The following is a 15,054-nucleotide window of genomic DNA, read 5'->3' as shown; positions in this document are numbered from 1 at the left end:
GGGGCACCGACCCGTGGGTCAGTCGCGGGCCACCACGACCAGCGCCGGCCGCAGCAGGCGGTCGTTGAGCAGGTAGCCCTTCTGGAACACCTGCACCACGCTGCCCGGCGCCGCGCCGGGCGCGTCCACCTGGCTGATGGCCTGGTGGTGGTCCGGGTTGAAGGTCTGGCCGGTCGGGTCGAGCAGGGTCAGGCCATTGTCGGCGGCGACCTTGAGCAGCTGCTTGTAGGTCAGTTCGAGACCTTCGCGCAGCGGGCTCGGCTCGCTGCCGGCGGCATTGAGGCCGGCATCGAGGCTGTCGAACACCGGCAGCAGCTCGCCGAGCAGCTTTTCATTGGCGAAGCGGCGCGCCTGTTCCACGTCGCGGGCAACGCGCTTGCGCTGGTTGTCCAGGTCGGCGCGTTCGCGCAGCGACTCCGAACGCAGCAGGGCCAGCTCGTTGTGCAGGCTGTCCAGCTGCTGCTGCAGGGACGGCTCAGCGCCCGGCTCGCCGGCGGGATTCTGGGATGCGATATCTGACTGATCTTGGTTCATTTCCGGATCCTTGGCGGTGACTCTCCGCCTCCACCCACCCCTATGTGGGCGCGGCTACGGGATTCAAGAGTCCAGGGCTGCTTTATGCGCGATCGCGGGACAATACACCGCCAGCCGGCGAGCCCAGCGCGGCCCCCAGCACCTGGGCGGTGGCTTCCACCAGCGGGATCATGCGGTCGTAGGCCATCCGCTTCGGGCCGATGACCCCCAGCACGCCCAGCACCTGGCCATCGGCCGAGTACGGGGCGGTGACCAGCGAGACGCTCTCCAGCGGCATCACCCCGGTCTCCTCGCCGATGAAGATGCGCACGCCCGGGGCCTGGATGGTGCGCTCGAGCAGCTGCAGGATCTCGCGCTTGCTGGCAAACACATCGAACAGCTCGCGCAGGCGCTCCAGGTCTGAAAGGTCCTGCACGCCCATCAGGCGGGTCTGCCCAGCCAGCACCATGTCATCGGCCGGCGGCACCATCGCCTGCTCGGCCAGCTCGATGCTGTGCGCCAGCAACTGCTCCATTTCCGACTGCGCATCGCGCAGCTCCAGCAGCAGCCGGGCCCGGATATCGGCCAGCGGCCGCCCGGCGCAGTTCGCATTGAGGTAGTTGGCGACCTGCTCCAGCTCGCCGGGGTTGAAGCCGCGGCGTGGCTCGATCACCCGGTTCTGCACCTCGTTGTCGGCGAACACCAGGATCGCCAGCACCCGGCGCGCGTCCAGCGCCACGAAATCGATATGCCGGAACGCGAACTGCTCCCGGCGCGGGGCACTGACCACCCCCACGAAATGGCTCATCGCCGAGAGCAGCTCCGAGGCACTGCCGAGCAGGGCCTGGGTGCCGGTGCCGGTGGCCAGCTCGGTGCGCAGGCGGCTGAGCTCGCCCTCGCCCGGCGGCTGCATCTTGACCAGGCTGTCCACGAACACCCGGTAGCCGTGCGCGGTCGGCACCCGGCCGGCCGAGGTGTGCGGCGAGCTGAGCAGCCCCAGGTCTTCCAGGTCGCCCAGGATGTTGCGGATCGTGGCCGGGCTGACATCCAGGCCGGCATGCCGGGCAAGCGTCTGCGAGCCGACCGGTTCGCCATCCTGGATGTGACGCGCGATCAGCGTCCGCAGCAGATGGCGGGCGCGTGGGGCGAGATGGGACGCGGAAGGATGCATGGAATCAGCCTGTGAGACGCCCACTTAGATAATGGCTGCACGGGGCGTTGGCAAGTCATTGGAGACGCCCCCCGCCCATGCTAGCGTGCGCGGCTTGGAGACGCCCCTCGTGTACAACGTAGACCATGCTTAGACATCTATCGATCAAGGATTTCGCGGTCGTCCGCGCCACCGAGCTGGAATTCGGCGCCGGCATGACCGTGGTCTCAGGTGAAACCGGCGCGGGCAAGTCGCTGATGGTGGACGCGCTGGGCTTTTTGTCCGGGCTGCGCGCCGACAGCGGCGTGGTCCGCCACGGCGCCGCGCGCGCCGAGCTCTCGGCCGAATTCGCGCCATTGGCCGACGCCCCGGCCCGCCAGTGGCTGCGCGACAACGAGCTGGACGACGAAGAACAGTGCCAGTTGCGACGGGTTATCCGCGCCGACGGTGGCTCGCGCGCTTTCATCAACGGCCGCCCGGTGACACTGACCCAGCTGACCGAGCTGGCCAGCATGCTGGTCGAAATCCACGGCCAGCACGAACAGCAGGCCCTGCTCGCGCGCCCCTCGCAGCTCTCGCTGCTGGATGCCTTCGCCCGCAACGACGCCGAGCGCGCCCAGGTCCGCCAGACCGCCGCACGCTGGCAGACGCTGGTGGACGAAGCCGAGGCGCTGTCGCGCCAGGGCGACGTGAGCGACCGGATCGGCTACCTGGAGCACCAGCTCAGCGAGCTCAAGCGCGAAGACCTGGACCCGGCCTCGATCGCCACCCTGGGCAGCAGCCACCGCCGCCAGGCCCATGCCAGCGCGCTGATCGGCGCCTGCGACGTGGCCGTCAGCCGCCTCAATGGCGATGATGAGGTCTCGGTGCTGCAGCTGCTGCAGCAGACCCGCCATGACCTGGCCCGCGTGGCCGAACACGACAGCCGGCTCGGCGAGGTCGATGCCCTGCTCGACAGCGCCGCCATCCAGCTGGACGAAGCGCTGTCGTTGCTCGACCGCGTCCATGACGATCTGGATGCCGACCCGGAGCAGTTCGAGGATATCGAGCGCCGTCTCGGCCGCCTGCACGACCTCGCCCGTAAGCACCGCGTACCGATGGAAGCACTCGGCGAGCACCGCGACGCCATGGAGGCCGAAGTCGAGCAGCTGCGCGGTGCCGACGAGCGCCTGCAGGCCCTGGCCGGCGAGATCGACCGTACCGCTGGCCAGTGGAAAGCCGTGGCCGAGGTGCTCAGCGCCAGCCGCCGGAAGGCCGCCCAAGCCCTGTCGGACACCACCACCACCCTGATCGGCGAGCTGGGCATGGGCGGCGGTCAGTTCCTGATCGATATCGAGCCGCAGACGGTGGTCAAGCCGGATCCGAACGGCGCCGAGCGGGTCGAGTTCCTGGTCGCCGCCAACGCCGGCCAGCCGCCGCGCGCCCTGCGCAAGGTCGCCTCGGGCGGTGAACTGTCCCGTATCTCGCTGGCGATCGAAGTCGCCGCGCTGGGCCTGGATGCGGTGCCGACCATGGTCTTCGACGAAGTCGATTCGGGCATCGGCGGCGCCGTGGCCGACATCGTCGGGCAGAAGCTGCGCGCCTTGGGCGAGAAGCGTCAGGTGCTGTGCGTCACCCATCTGCCGCAGGTCGCCTCCAAGGGCCACGCCCACTACCGGGTCAGCAAGGCGCCGGTGGACGGCATGACCCAGAGCGCGGTCGAAAAGCTGGATACCAAGGCCCGCGAGGAAGAGCTGGCCCGGATGCTGGGCGGCGTGGAAGTCAGCAAGGAAGCCCGGGCGGCCGCGCGCAAGCTGCTGCAGGTCTGAGCCCCCCGTGATCGGGTAGTGCCGGCCGCTGGCCGGCGCCCCGCCGGAACCGGCGCCCCGCCGGAACCGGCGCCTCATCCTGAAAACGAAAACCCCGGGCATGCCCGGGGTTTTTTGATCGCATCCGGACGGCCAGCGAGCCGTTACCGACGCTTCTTGCGGACGTAGAGCACCAGCGAGTGCTCTTCCAGCTCGTAGCCATGGTCGGCCGCGATCTTGCGCTGCAGCTCCTCGATCTCGTGGCTTTCGAATTCGATGATCTTGCCGCTGTCCACATCGACCATGTGGTCGTGGTGGCCGCCGCGGTCCAGCTCGTAGACGGCCTGGCCGCCTTCGAAGTTGTGCTTCAGCACCAGGCCAGCGGCCTCGAACTGGGTCAGCACCCGGTACACCGTGGCCAGGCCGATCTCATCCCCGTGCTCCAGGAGCTGGCGGTAGATGTCTTCGGCGGTCATGTGGTGGCTGGCATTGCGCTGCTCGAGCAGCGCCAGGATCCGCATACGCGGGTGGGTCACCTTGAGGCCGACTTTGCGCAGGTCGTGGGTTTCCATAGTTCTCCGTTCATTGGCGATTTAGCGCCAGCTGCCTCGGATTGGGTCGCGGCGACACGTCGGGAGTGTATCATCGACTCGATTTCCCCAAACGCCATTCCCCGATGCGCAATCTCCTGCTGGTCGCCGCCGTTGCCCTGTCCACCACGGGCTGCGGCATCATTTACAAGCAACCCATCTATCAGGGCAACCTGATCCGGGAGCAGGCCGTCGGTCAGCTGCAGGTGGGCCAGAGCAAGCAGCAGGTCAACGCCCTGCTTGGCACGCCCTCCATCCCGGACCCGTTCCATGCCCAGCGCTGGGATTACACCGCCAGCCAGCGCGTGAACCGCGTGGGCAAGACGGAAGTGAAGAACTTCACCGTCTACTTCGAGAACGATGCGGTTACCCGCTGGGACGGCGAGTACTTCGCCAGCGACGACGCCCAGCTGGCCCGCAGCACGCTGCGCCAGTTCGGCCGCAACCTGCCCAAGGACAAGAAGAAGCGCGGCCGCTGAGGCCTGACTTCTTCACTCAGCTGCCGGCGCGTGCGCGCCGGCGGCGGTTGTCTTTCGGGTCGGCCAGCAGCGGACGCAGCAGCTCGACCCGGTCGCCCTCGCGCAGCACCTGATCCGGCTTGGCCAGCAGGCCGTGCACGGCCACGGCCGGGCATTGGGCGCTGCCGTCGATGGCGGCCACCGCGATGGCCTCGGCGATCGTGGCGCCTTCGGGCAGCGACAGCACCCGTGACGCGGCCCGATCGGGCCAGGCCAATACCACCTCGACCGTGATCACGGCTCAGTCCTGGGCGTCGGCGACGCGGACGAAATCATTCACCATGCGGTCGGCCAGGCCCTGGAAACCCAGCGCCAGGGCCGGACCGAGCAGGCGTGAGGTCGGTTCGAACTCCAGCGTCAGCGTGACCTTGCAGGCGTCCTCGGCCAGCGCGTGGAACTCCCAGCGCCCGTGCAGGCGCTTGAACGGCCCGTCCTTGAGCTGCATATCAATGCTCTGCGGGCGCTGCAGCGTGTTCTCGGTCATGAACCAGGTCGAGAACGAACCGAAGCCCAGATCCAGGCGCGCGACCAGGCGGTCCGGGCCGGACTCCAGGATCTGCGAGGCCGAACACCAGCGGAAGCGGCGCGGATAGGCGTCAATATCATTGACCAGGTCGAACATGCGGGCAGCCGAATGTTCGACCAGGGCACTACGGCGGATAGTTGGCATGCGATACAGATGTCTGATGAATCGACCGGGCGTGCCCGAATCGGAGACAATAGGGAAATGAGCAAGAACAGCGGCAAGGATAAAGCAAAGGACGCGACGGCCAACAAAACCATCGCGCTCAACAAGCGTGCCCGTCACGAGTACCACATCGAAGATCGCTTCGAAGCCGGCCTGGCCCTGCAGGGCTGGGAAGTGAAGTCGATCCGCGCCGGGCGCGGCAACATCATCGATGCCTACGCCTATGTGCGTGATGGCGAGATCTACCTGATCGGTGCGCAGATCACCCCGTTGATCCAGGCCTCCTCCCACATGGTGGCCAACGACCGTCGCGAGCGGAAGCTGCTTCTGCATCGCAGTGAGATCGACAAGCTGATCGGCAAGGTGCAGCGCGATGGCTACACGATCGTGCCCACCGCGATGTACTGGAGCAAGAACAAGATCAAGCTCGAGATCGCGCTGGCCAAGGGCAAGCAGACCCACGACAAGCGCGATGCCGAGAAGGACCGCGACTGGGCGCGCGAGAAGTCACGCACGATGCGCCGGCACAACCGCGACGCCTGATGGCGCCGGCGTCGCCCGCCCCGGTGATCCAGCCCGCCAGCGCCGAGGACACCCGCGCGGTGTTCGCCGGCCTGCTGGCCTTCAACCAGGCCGCTTGTGGTGATGCGCTGGACGATCACCCGGTCAACCGGGTGATCCACGACGACGCCGGCCAGGTCGTGGCCGGGATCGCCGCCGATGTCTGTGGCGGCTGGCTGATGGTGCATGCGCTCTGGGTCGACGATACCCGCCGTGGCCAAGGACTGGGCCGGGCCCTGCTGGCCGAGGCCGAGCAGCAGGCCCGCGCGCTCGGCGCGCACGCCGTGACGCTGGATACCTTCTCCTGGCAGGCCGAGGGCTTCTATCTCAAGCAGGACTATGAAGTGTTCGGCCGGCTGCAGGATTTTCCGCCTGGTCATCAGCGCCTGTACCTGCGCAAGTCGCTCTGACTCTCCGGGTCAGACCGCGTCGGTGTGCCCGCCCGCGCAATAGGCATCATGCAGCGCCGCCAGCACACCCAGGGCCGGGGAGTCGGCCAACGCATAGAAAATCGCCTGCGCCTCGCGCCGCGTGGTCACCAACGCCATCCCACGCAGGACCGCCAGGTGCTGGGACAGCGCCGACAGGCCCAGTCCACTGAGCGGCTGCAGCTCCCCTACCGACGCCTCGCCCTCCACAAGGCGACACAGCACCCGCAGCCGCGCGGGGTGCGCCAGCGCCTTGAGCAGCGCGGCGGCTTGGTCCGCCTGGGCGGCCATTTCTGCAGCACGGGAGGCTGAAGGCGGGTGTCTGGTCGGATTCGAGTCACGCATGTCTTGCACTTTACCTGAGACAACTCTAATTTAGATTTATCTAAATTACAGGACGCACCCATGTCGCATCCAGACATTTCTACCGCTGCCGTTGATCGCCCATGATGCCGGGCTGGGTGACCGCCCTGGCGGGCGGTGCTTTGATTGGCCTTGCCGCCACCGCCCTGCTCTGGCTCAACGGCCGCATCGCCGGCATCAGCGGCATCACCGCCGGCGCCTTGTTCCCGAAACGTGGCGAGACGGCGTGGCGCTATGCCTTTCTGCTGGGGTTGATCGCGGCCGGTGCACTTGCGCTGCACTGGCTGCCCTCCGCCGCGCCCTCACGCACCGGCTTTCCGCCGGCACTGCTGATCGCAGGCGGCCTGCTGGTGGGCTTCGGCACCCGGCTGGGCGGCGGCTGCACCAGCGGCCATGGCGTGTGCGGGCTGGGCCGGCTGTCGTTGCGCTCGCTGGTCGCCGTGGGGGTGTTCATGACCACCGCGATACTGACCACCTTCATCGTCCGCCATCTCGCGGGGATCGCATGAGCCGACAGATCCTCGTCGCGCTCGCTGCGGGCGCTCTGTTCGGTCTCGGCCTGGCAGTCTCGGGCATGACCGATCCGCTGCGCATCCTCGGTTTCCTGGATGTCACCGGCGCGTTCGACCCGTCCCTGCTGTTCGTGCTCGGCGGCGCCGTCGCCACCACCGCGCTGCTGTTCCGGTTCGTACTGCGCGCGCCGCGGCCGCGCCTGGCCGATCAGTTCCATCTCAGCGACAGCCAACGGATCGACACCCGCCTGCTCGGCGGCGCAGCGTTGTTCGGCATTGGCTGGGGCTTGACGGGCTATTGCCCCGGGCCGGCCCTGGTCGGTTTCGGCTATGGGGCCCACGAAGCCCTGTGGTTCGTGCCGGCGATGCTCGTTGGCATGGCAGTGCACCGGGGGTGGGAACGTCAAGCTCAGCGGGCGTCCTCCACCTGATACGGTCGCATATCCACCGGTGGCGGGTCCACGCCGTGCTTCTGGCGGTACAACGCATTGAGATGCAGATTCAGGTGCAGCGCCTCGGCTTCGGCCAACAGGCGCTGCTCGCTGGTCAGTCGCCCACCCAGCATCATTTCCCGGTGCAGCGCTGCGGTGAGGTCTCCCCGCATTTCCCCCACGCGCGCTATCGCGTAGGCCTCGGGAATCCCTGCCGCATTGGCGCCCGCCTTCCAGGACGACAGCAGGCTCAACGCGAACAGATCGCCTTCCGCGCCCGCGGCCAGCAGACGGCTTTCGGCCGTCGGATCGGCGCCCAGCCGTCGCGCATCGAGCATCGTGGCCGCCACCGCGTCTCCCGCCCGCGCCGCCTGGTCCAGTTCGGCATCGGACGCCTGTTGATAGCGGGTCCACTGCGCGCCATTGGGGAAGCCGTGCTGGTCGAGCCAGCGCCGCTCCTCCGGATGACCACTGCTGAAGGGGTCCTGGGCGATATCCAGGCCCTCCCGTGAGCGGGGGAGCTCGGGGAAGGGATGCGGCGGTCTCGCCGAGGGGGTCGGCGGCGCGTCAACAGCAGGGCTGGCCACCTCGCCGGTCGTTTTCGACGCCTGCCCTGCCCCGCCTGGCGCCTGCGCACCCGCCATCGACAGCCAAACGCTGGCTACCCCGATCATTGCCGCCACCAGCACCGCCACTGCGATCCACACCTGCTTCTTCAACGCGCCGTCCTTGTCTGCCACCCCTCACCCGGGGCCGGATTGTAGTCGCCCGGCGCCCCTCCCCACAGGCCCCTCCTGACGCTGCGGCCCCGGCGGGATAACGATCTTTCCCCGCCAACCCCGCACAGCTGTCAGAATCCCCGCATTGATACGGAAAGGATCCGCGCGTGACTCTTGAAACTACCCCGGCACCCGCACAGGCGGCGGACGAACTGACCACCCTGCGCGCCGACGTGGCGGCGCTGGAGTTCATCTTTGACGAACTCGCCCGCGCCATGGACCCGGCCGCGCTGCTCAAGGTGCTGACCTACCTGATCCGCAACGCCAAGCGCGTCGCCTCGGAAACCCAGAGCTACGACAGCCTGGAGCACCGCCGCCTGGTGGCCCAGGTGGAATCGCTGATGGCCCGGGTTGAACCGCAGGCCAAAAAGCAGGCGATGACCGTGCGTAACGAGCACAACCGCCTGAAGAAGGAAAAGGCCCGCCACAAGGCCGACAGCCGCCGCCAGCTGCAGAAGTAAGGCGCAGACGGCCAAGGTGACTGTTCAGCTGGATTGGAGTAGCATCCACTCCGTCAAGTAGAGCTCCGGTGCTGTTTTCCGGATGAAGTGCGGTTCTTGAAGAAACCGGGGGTGCATTGGTTTCGACGGGGGTTGTGAAGTTACTTGGTGCATGCCGAGGGGGCAGCTTTCCTCGTTAATCCAGCAGCAAACTTTTAGTTGCCAACGACGACAACTACGGTTCGAACGACTTCGCAATCGCTGCCTAAAAACAGCTTTAGCGTTTAGTTCTACAGCCGCCTTAGGCGAACCCCCGAACCTACTTGTGCCCGTGCTCGTAGATGTAGGGTCATTATCACGGAACCGGTTGTGATGGCTGCCTGTCAGTCACGACTTAACTAAAGCAGGCTGGTCCTGGGGTGCGCTTTGCACACCGTGCTGCCACAGGATGAGATTCAACGGTGAGCTAAGCATGTAGTACCGGGGATGGAGTGCCTTCGGACGGCGGTTCAATTCCGCCCACCTCCACCATTAGACGGTCCCACAAGGACCACAGAAAGCCGGAACCTCCCGTCAAACAGGGGGTTCCGGCTTTTTTGTTGTCCGGGGTTGTCCGGCCTGTTCCGTTGCAGCCCATGAGACGGCGGGGGTATATCTAGGGGGTACAAGTCCGCCCTGAAAACCTTGTACCCCCATGCCCCTGCCCGCCACCGCAGCCCGGCTGGCTCTGCGAATGGGTCCGGTAAGAGTGCGCGGGCGTGGAAGGCCGATCACCACCGCTGGATAGGCACATTGGCCGGGGTCATGGGCCCAGCCCAGTTTCCGCCCAGGAATGGATGTGCCGGCCCCTGTCGCCTCATGGCGAGGATCGAGGGCCTGGTCGCACGGTGGTCGATCGGTGTAGGGGTCCCGGAAACGCAGAAGCCCCAGCGCAGGGCCGAGGCTTCAAGTACAATTCTTTACAGTTACAGAACTATGGCAATTGAGTGTGCAACTTGTCAACCCCCAATAGCGGTATCGTCCGGCAACGCGTGACCAGTGTCCCACTGCCCGCAGACAATCCATGCAAGTTGGCGTCCGTCATTGGAATTTGGGCCCCAGAACTGCTGGTACTGCCGCGGCTGTTCCTGACCCCAAGCGTCGAACTCATCACGCCACGTATCCGGGCTGGCGGAGCTGAGAATCAAGAACTTGTTTAGCTCGATTGATTTGATGAACCCGTTCCCGTGTGGGTTCCAGTTCGCGTCTGCGATTCGATTCAACCAGCTGAAATCTGCCATCCCTTACCCCTGTTAAGCGGCGATCCTGCCGCCCTTGAAGTCTACCCCTCGCTGCAGCTCACGGCGGTGCTGCCAAATGGACAGCTCCCCACCGTACTGCTCGGCCACCATCCGGGCTTTGTCCGCCTGGCTGGCAGACACCGTGAACTCGGTGCGCAAGATCAGTGCCCGCAGCGGATATTGCCGGTGCATCGACGCCATCGCGCGATCGACCCAGCGCAGCTCGTCGGGCGTGCCGGTGTCCACCGCGATCTCGGGATTGTCGTGGGGGTGATCAGCGTCGTTGGCCGAACGGATTGGGCTGACGGCCCACATCGGCAGCATGCTCATTCCCTGGACGCCGGACCGGGCGGCCATGAATCGCCTGCGTTCCGCCCCATCCCTGCCCACCAGTTCCCGTACTGCCCGCTCCCGGGTCAAAGGGGCATGGTCCCGGACTTTGCCCAGAACATGCACGCTGCGGTCGGCGCGGCTCAGAGCGAAGCGGTTCACCTGGGCGTGCCCCCAGCGGCGGAGTTGTTCGGTCAGCGGATCGTTACTGCGCATCGCGCAGGCCCTCCAGTAAAGCAGCGTCGAATCGGAACACGGGCAGGCGCCCGTCGGTGCCCCGTTGCCGGAACTAGCAGGCCCAGCACCGGCCATGCAGGCGCAGCTGCAGGCGGTAGCGCTTACGCAGCCGCAGGTTGCTGATCGCCTCGCTGCCGCTCATGCAGCTCGCTTCCCATCCCAGTCGATCATGTCGTGATGGCGGGCAATGACAAGCGCGTCGGCCCGGCCGTCATCCTTTTTTCGCTTCAGTAGCGGCGCCGCCGAAGGGAATCGGCGCAGTGCGAGCTGCCGGGCGGCATCCTTGTCCTGCTTCAGCAGGCCATAGGCGCGCTTCCACACCGCCGGGATGACGCGCGAGGCCGGGATGCCCAGCACCCTAGGGATCGCCTGCAGCTTCCCGGCGCTCTGGCCGAAGCGAAGAGCACTGGTTCCCCCATCAGTCGGCCGCGCACCAACCCTCTCGATGCAGGCCAACACGTAGGCGCCTGGATGTGCAGCTCGCTGCTCGCGGATGCAGACTACCACCGCGCGCGAGTCGATCTCCCCCCAACCGTCAACCTCACCGGCGGGCATGTCGAGAATTCGGCCAGGCTCGCCGTTGGCCAGAGTAGCTACCGCCCCGGTCAGGCCGGGGTCGATACCAGAGTCAAGCGGCTGGTCGCCATAGGGTTCTCTCCAGATATTTTTCGATCAGGTTGTTTTGCAGATCCAGCAGGTAGTCGTCCAGGCCGATGGTGAAGACGTTCCCGAGCCGCTTCTGGCAGGGCTTGCCCCACGGTCAGGTGATGGATCTCACAAGGGATGAAGCCCGAGCCGAGCGCCTGCGCGACGACGCAGCCGATGTCCTTAATGGAATCCATACGTTGCTGTTGGGCGACCGTGGGGTTGCTGGTGGAGCGACAGCGCTTCATGCTTTCACCCCTGACAAGGACTGGATCTCTGCATGGAAGACCCCCTGTACTGCATTTGGATTGTTGAATCGCCATGCCTGAAGCCAGAGGTATGGGCAGCCTGGGCTCAGGCGATCCTCTCAGTAGCTGCCATCCGATTTGCCGCCCGCCTTGCCTTCGAGCAAGAGCGTCGAGCGCGGAAAAGACGACTTGATTCCTTGATGGAACTGTTCATCCTCGCTCTTGATAAGGCTCAGCTTGCCTACGACCGCGCCATTCACCGTCTTGAGGAGCCATTTATAGGAGACACGTTGGGTTTCGCTCGCCTTACATCGGCTTTCAAGGCAGTTCCTTTTCACGATCTTCCTGACAGTAAATTACTCCCACTGATCGACATGGGAGTAAGTGCCTGCGAGGACCTTGACCAGCACTTCGACCAACTCAAAAGCATCAACGGGAAACACTCGATTAGTTCGATCGACACCTTGGCTATAGCCATGGACACGCTGGACAACTGCGTCGAAGAAGCCATGAAGGCCGCAAATGATGCTCTTCCTCCCACTAAGCTGTGGTGGTTCGTCAGACGCACGTGGCGACGACTCAGAAAGGGCAAGTCTCGCCTCCACATGCCCACCTACAACGACACCTTTGACTGAGGTTGGAAAGTTCATGCGGCCCTCCGGTTCTCCCCGGCCGTGTCCCAGAACTTCGCGCGCACGCCATTAAGCATCGCAAAGGTGCGAAGAAGAGCAGTACCGCCGCGCTCGGCGATGGCGTCAATTCCCTGGCGCTGGGCGATGTTCGGGTTTCCGGTTGAGCGTCCGCGCTTCATGCCCCGCGTCCTGACGTTAGAATCGGCGGCACAGGAAGGGAGCACTTATGAAGCAAGGACGTAACGACAGAGATTGGACCGTTGTAGCCATCATGGCATTTGCCGCCGGCGCGTTTCTTGTGTGGGCATTGTTGAGCGGCCATCCACCAAGCAAGATCAAGCCTCCCGGCGACCTGCCGGCTTGGGTCCAGGCGATCGGCAGCATATTGGCGATTGTCGTCGCCATAGTTGTGCCGTGGCGGCTTGCTGTCCAAGCCCGAGCTGACCTCCGTGAGCGAGATTTGCGCGACAGGACCGAGCGGATGGAGGATCGAGGCGCGAGAGCACAGAGCTACGCTTTCGTTATGCTGCCGCAGGTCGATCAGATCCGAGGACAAATCCTTGCTGCGCAACGGCGCTGGATACGAAATCCTTTCGGCGAAGAGGACATCATTGAGCTCCTCACGATCCCTGATGGCATTACCGAGATGCTCCTGCAGATGCACGAGGTATCCCGTGCCGGCAATGAGATTCGATCTGTGATCGTTGCTGTAAACGACCTGAGAAGAGAGGTCTCGTACTTCAGTGACTATTACCGAAACGGCGGCGAGTACCGAGACCATGAGAATGTATTCCAGGAAGAAATGAAGGAACCCGACGATGTTTCGAAGAGCTTTGGGCAAGCATTGGCCAAAGTTGCAAAAGCCCGGATAGCACTCACAGCGATTCTCAGCAGCCGTTGAATGCAGAAGCGCCATTAATGACTTCCGTGTTTTGAATGATGGATTCCACAGCCTCACGCCTCTCTGCGGCCAGGCCACCGAACTCCTCCCGGCGCAGCCAGCCGATCCAGCCGCCGTCGCCGGTATCGCCGTCCCACAGCTCGTTCCAGCGGTCCTCGTCCATGTCGGCAAAGTTCAGCGACTCGGCCTCGGTGCGCGTCAGCTTGCCAACGCCCGGCAGGTCGTACTGGACGGCCTCGTAGCCGATTCCGGACTCTTCCTGCAGCTTCTTCAGCGCGTCGCACTGGGACAGGCCGGTGAACAGCTCGACGTTGTCCGCCAGCCAGCCGGAGAGAACGTGCGCTTTGCGGTAGAACATCGGGTTCCGGTCCTGGCGCACCGTGGCGCGCAGCAGCCGACCGGTGCCGAACTTGCGTTCGCGTAGCGACCGCTGGTCCAGCGGGTGCGCCGGCACCAAGGCGCCGATCAACTCGCCGGTATCGGGATTCACCAGCATCCGCACCTCCAGGTTCACGTCCCGGGTGCGCAGCTTCTTCTTGGCCTTCGCCAAGCCGGTCAGTGCAGTCATGTGCCACCTGCCTGAGGTAGGTGCGCGGCCAGGCCGGCACGCTTCTTGCGCGATGCTGATCCGGAGCCATCATCATTCGCGGCCCGCTGCTTCGACTGCCACCACTCCGGCAGCGTTGCGAACCGGAAGTACTCTGGCTGGAACTGCATTCTGGCCATGCCCGGCGCGCCATCGCGCTGGATCGCCACGATCAGTGCTGCGGTTCGCTCCCAGCGGCTGTCCTTTTGGTAGATCTCGTCACGGTAGATGAAGATCACCGCGTCGGCCTCCTGCTCGATGGAGCCGAAGTCACCCAGGTCCGCGACGATGGGGCGCTTCTCCACGTCGCGGTTGAGCTGTCTCAGCAGCAGCACCACGATGTCCAGCTCGCTGGCCAGCAGCTTCAGTGCACGGGTGGGTGAGTATGCAGACATGATGATCGACGGCGACGTGTGCGTCGGCTGCGGAGTGTGCTTGCCAGGCCAAGGCAAGGGGCGCACGCTACTGCCGCAACTGCCAGCCCACCAATGCTGAGCGCGAAGTCGAGAACATCGCGCGCCATATCGCCGCAGGCGCGCAAGAAGAAGGCGCCCTGCCCCACCTGCGGCCGACGCGTGCGCAACATCGGCATGGCTGACCATCAGCGCGACGCGCATAGCGGTACGCCATGAGCCGCTACCTCAACCGCCGCGTGCCAGCCAGGAATGGTGGCTTCAGCTGGGGCCGCGTCCCGATGGGCGACACCGGCGTGGTCGCCTACCGACTGTTTCGCCGCGACCACCGCGGCGCGTTGCACACCTCGATCCTGCACTTGCACCCGCGCGACCAGCGCCGCGAAGCCACACTGGCACTGCGCCTGCCTGCCACCGCCTGCGCGACCGAGTGGAAGAGATAGACCTGGCCTCAATGGAGGTGGCAGCGTGAAGCGGTCTTGGCAATCAATCTCCAAGCAGACGCTTCGCCTCTTCATCCCCGGCCGGACCAGCGAGTTGGCTCACTCGTCGCAGCGCGAGGCCGGTGTGCTTGCGAAGGACCCCAAGTCGCTTTCGGTAGAGGGCAATGATCTCGTCAGCCTGCTCCTGATCGTAGTCACCCCTCAAGGCTGGCTCCATCTCCATATTGCTGAGCTGCCGCGCGACCCAGATGGCATCGGCTAGAGGGGCGATGTCATCACCCAGCTCGTGGAGGGACGGCCGAAGCTCCTCGATCTCCTGCGGGATATCAGTCGGATCCGTATACGTATCGGACAGATGAAACGGAAGCTCGGAGTCGTCAGCGTGGAGGGCCCGTTCCACCGTTCGATTCCACACAGCAATGGATTTGCGCAACTCGAGCGCCACCCAGCGCGCGCGCGATCTCTGTGCGCGCTTTTCCTTGTACCCCTGGTACAGCGCCAGACCCAACGAAACGACTACAGCGCCAACCGTGCCGATGGCGGACCAAGCCTCCCAGTTCACGTCCATACCGATCCCCT

At 65.2% G+C, this 15,054-nt stretch carries 24 protein-coding genes and 1 other RNA gene; 11 read left to right on the top strand and 14 right to left on the bottom strand.

Annotated features, from left to right (window positions below; translation table 11 throughout):
- Positions 1 to 18: 18 nt before the first annotated feature.
- The gene (gene grpE, locus ACE026_RS05595) at positions 19 to 534 is read right to left on the bottom strand and encodes a nucleotide exchange factor GrpE (protein ID WP_121042061.1); all 516 of its coding nucleotides are present in this window, start codon (positions 532 to 534) and stop codon (positions 19 to 21) included.
- 82 nt (positions 535 to 616) lie between these two features.
- Positions 617 to 1,684: a heat-inducible transcriptional repressor HrcA gene (gene hrcA / locus ACE026_RS05590; RefSeq protein WP_486038279.1), complete on the bottom strand. Its 1,068-nt coding sequence runs from the start codon at positions 1,682 to 1,684 to the stop codon at positions 617 to 619.
- Between the two features lie 125 nt (positions 1,685 to 1,809).
- Between hrcA and recN the strand changes: the two genes are divergently transcribed.
- Positions 1,810 to 3,471, top strand: coding sequence for a DNA repair protein RecN (recN, locus tag ACE026_RS05585; protein ID WP_486038278.1), 1,662 nt, complete (start codon positions 1,810 to 1,812; stop codon positions 3,469 to 3,471).
- Positions 3,472 to 3,614: 143 nt separating this feature from the next.
- Here the strand turns inward: recN and fur are convergent, their stop codons facing one another.
- The gene (gene fur, locus ACE026_RS05580) at positions 3,615 to 4,022 is read right to left on the bottom strand and encodes a ferric iron uptake transcriptional regulator (RefSeq protein WP_070470227.1); all 408 of its coding nucleotides are present in this window, start codon (positions 4,020 to 4,022) and stop codon (positions 3,615 to 3,617) included.
- Between the two features lie 104 nt (positions 4,023 to 4,126).
- Here fur and ACE026_RS05575 point away from each other — a divergent pair, with 104 nt between their 5' ends.
- Complete coding sequence (locus ACE026_RS05575; protein ID WP_019183163.1) at positions 4,127 to 4,519, top strand: outer membrane protein assembly factor BamE; 393 nt, start codon at positions 4,127 to 4,129, stop codon at positions 4,517 to 4,519.
- A gap of 16 nt (positions 4,520 to 4,535) precedes the next feature.
- Here the strand turns inward: ACE026_RS05575 and ACE026_RS05570 are convergent, their stop codons facing one another.
- Both ACE026_RS05570 and ACE026_RS05565 read right to left on the bottom strand, forming a co-directional pair.
- Positions 4,536 to 4,796, bottom strand: a complete 261-nt coding sequence (locus ACE026_RS05570; RefSeq protein WP_313211557.1) for an RnfH family protein — start codon at positions 4,794 to 4,796, stop codon at positions 4,536 to 4,538.
- Positions 4,797 to 4,799: 3 nt separating this feature from the next.
- Positions 4,800 to 5,228, bottom strand: a complete 429-nt coding sequence (locus ACE026_RS05565) for a type II toxin-antitoxin system RatA family toxin (RefSeq protein ID WP_486038277.1) — start codon at positions 5,226 to 5,228, stop codon at positions 4,800 to 4,802.
- A 57-nt stretch (positions 5,229 to 5,285) separates the two neighbouring features.
- Here ACE026_RS05565 and smpB point away from each other — a divergent pair, with 57 nt between their 5' ends.
- Together smpB and ACE026_RS05555 are read left to right on the top strand one after the other, a co-directional pair.
- Positions 5,286 to 5,789, top strand: a complete 504-nt coding sequence (smpB, locus tag ACE026_RS05560; protein ID WP_088433158.1) for an SsrA-binding protein SmpB — start codon at positions 5,286 to 5,288, stop codon at positions 5,787 to 5,789.
- A complete protein-coding gene (locus tag ACE026_RS05555) occupies positions 5,789 to 6,217 on the top strand; it encodes a GNAT family N-acetyltransferase (protein ID WP_486038276.1) in 429 nt (142 codons plus the stop codon). Before smpB ends, ACE026_RS05555 begins: the two co-directional genes overlap by 1 nt.
- A gap of 9 nt (positions 6,218 to 6,226) precedes the next feature.
- On the opposite strand, the gene ACE026_RS05550 is transcribed toward ACE026_RS05555, so the two are convergent.
- Positions 6,227 to 6,526: an ArsR/SmtB family transcription factor gene (locus ACE026_RS05550; RefSeq protein WP_486038275.1), complete on the bottom strand. Its 300-nt coding sequence runs from the start codon at positions 6,524 to 6,526 to the stop codon at positions 6,227 to 6,229.
- Between the two features lie 155 nt (positions 6,527 to 6,681).
- On the opposite strand from ACE026_RS05550, the gene ACE026_RS05545 reads away from it, so the two are divergent.
- Both ACE026_RS05545 and ACE026_RS05540 read left to right on the top strand, forming a co-directional pair.
- Complete coding sequence (locus ACE026_RS05545) at positions 6,682 to 7,107, top strand: YeeE/YedE family protein (protein WP_486038274.1); 426 nt, start codon at positions 6,682 to 6,684, stop codon at positions 7,105 to 7,107.
- Positions 7,104 to 7,541, top strand: a complete 438-nt coding sequence (locus ACE026_RS05540) for a DUF6691 family protein (protein ID WP_486038273.1) — start codon at positions 7,104 to 7,106, stop codon at positions 7,539 to 7,541. Before ACE026_RS05545 ends, ACE026_RS05540 begins: the two co-directional genes overlap by 4 nt.
- Here the strand turns inward: ACE026_RS05540 and ACE026_RS05535 are convergent.
- Entirely contained in the window at positions 7,520 to 8,260 is a 741-nt protein-coding gene (locus ACE026_RS05535; protein ID WP_486038272.1) for a hypothetical protein, read from the bottom strand. The genes ACE026_RS05540 and ACE026_RS05535 overlap by 22 nt on opposite strands.
- A gap of 167 nt (positions 8,261 to 8,427) precedes the next feature.
- Between ACE026_RS05535 and ACE026_RS05530 the strand changes: the two genes are divergently transcribed.
- Both ACE026_RS05530 and ssrA read left to right on the top strand, forming a co-directional pair.
- Positions 8,428 to 8,781, top strand: a complete 354-nt coding sequence (locus ACE026_RS05530; RefSeq protein WP_123729003.1) for a hypothetical protein — start codon at positions 8,428 to 8,430, stop codon at positions 8,779 to 8,781.
- Positions 8,782 to 8,888: 107 nt separating this feature from the next.
- Positions 8,889 to 9,291: a transfer-messenger RNA gene (ssrA, locus tag ACE026_RS05525) on the top strand.
- A gap of 761 nt (positions 9,292 to 10,052) precedes the next feature.
- Here the strand turns inward: ssrA and ACE026_RS05520 are convergent.
- The 3 genes from ACE026_RS05520 to ACE026_RS05510 form a co-directional block, all read right to left on the bottom strand.
- Complete coding sequence (locus ACE026_RS05520; protein ID WP_486038271.1) at positions 10,053 to 10,586, bottom strand: hypothetical protein; 534 nt, start codon at positions 10,584 to 10,586, stop codon at positions 10,053 to 10,055.
- 159 nt (positions 10,587 to 10,745) lie between these two features.
- A complete protein-coding gene (locus tag ACE026_RS05515) occupies positions 10,746 to 11,162 on the bottom strand; it encodes a hypothetical protein (protein WP_486038270.1) in 417 nt (138 codons plus the stop codon).
- Positions 11,163 to 11,212: 50 nt separating this feature from the next.
- On the bottom strand, positions 11,213 to 11,500 hold the full coding sequence (locus ACE026_RS05510; protein WP_486038269.1) for a DUF968 domain-containing protein: 288 nt from the start codon (positions 11,498 to 11,500) through the stop codon (positions 11,213 to 11,215).
- A gap of 32 nt (positions 11,501 to 11,532) precedes the next feature.
- Between ACE026_RS05510 and ACE026_RS05505 the strand changes: the two genes are divergently transcribed.
- On the top strand, positions 11,533 to 12,135 hold the full coding sequence (locus tag ACE026_RS05505) for a hypothetical protein (RefSeq protein WP_486038268.1): 603 nt from the start codon (positions 11,533 to 11,535) through the stop codon (positions 12,133 to 12,135).
- 11 nt (positions 12,136 to 12,146) lie between these two features.
- Here ACE026_RS05505 and ACE026_RS05500 read toward each other — a convergent pair whose 3' ends face one another.
- Positions 12,147 to 12,311 carry a hypothetical protein gene (locus ACE026_RS05500; protein WP_486038267.1) on the bottom strand — a complete coding sequence of 55 codons (165 nt, stop codon included), beginning with the start codon at positions 12,309 to 12,311 and terminating at the stop codon, positions 12,147 to 12,149.
- Between the two features lie 47 nt (positions 12,312 to 12,358).
- On the opposite strand from ACE026_RS05500, the gene ACE026_RS05495 reads away from it, so the two are divergent.
- The gene (locus ACE026_RS05495) at positions 12,359 to 13,033 is read left to right on the top strand and encodes a hypothetical protein (RefSeq protein ID WP_486038266.1); all 675 of its coding nucleotides are present in this window, start codon (positions 12,359 to 12,361) and stop codon (positions 13,031 to 13,033) included.
- Here the strand turns inward: ACE026_RS05495 and ACE026_RS05490 are convergent.
- Both ACE026_RS05490 and ACE026_RS05485 read right to left on the bottom strand, forming a co-directional pair.
- Positions 13,020 to 13,601 carry a hypothetical protein gene (locus ACE026_RS05490; RefSeq protein ID WP_486038265.1) on the bottom strand — a complete coding sequence of 194 codons (582 nt, stop codon included), beginning with the start codon at positions 13,599 to 13,601 and terminating at the stop codon, positions 13,020 to 13,022. The two genes, ACE026_RS05495 and ACE026_RS05490, sit on opposite strands and share 14 nt — an antisense overlap.
- Positions 13,598 to 14,236, bottom strand: a complete 639-nt coding sequence (locus ACE026_RS05485) for a DnaB-like helicase C-terminal domain-containing protein (protein ID WP_486038264.1) — start codon at positions 14,234 to 14,236, stop codon at positions 13,598 to 13,600. Before ACE026_RS05485 ends, ACE026_RS05490 begins: the two co-directional genes overlap by 4 nt.
- Before the next feature lie 11 nt (positions 14,237 to 14,247).
- Between ACE026_RS05485 and ACE026_RS05480 the strand changes: the two genes are divergently transcribed.
- Positions 14,248 to 14,475 (top strand): hypothetical protein, encoded by a 228-nt coding sequence (locus ACE026_RS05480; RefSeq protein WP_486038263.1) that lies wholly within the window; start codon positions 14,248 to 14,250, stop codon positions 14,473 to 14,475.
- A gap of 43 nt (positions 14,476 to 14,518) precedes the next feature.
- Here ACE026_RS05480 and ACE026_RS05475 read toward each other — a convergent pair whose 3' ends face one another.
- Positions 14,519 to 15,043 carry a hypothetical protein gene (locus ACE026_RS05475; protein WP_486038262.1) on the bottom strand — a complete coding sequence of 175 codons (525 nt, stop codon included), beginning with the start codon at positions 15,041 to 15,043 and terminating at the stop codon, positions 14,519 to 14,521.
- Between the last annotated feature and the right edge of the window lie 11 nt (positions 15,044 to 15,054).

It is taken from the genome of Stenotrophomonas sp. AGC87 (assembly GCF_057333975.1).
The sequence above is the reverse complement of the archived record's forward strand: the minus strand, read 5'-3'. Positions and strand labels throughout refer to the sequence as shown.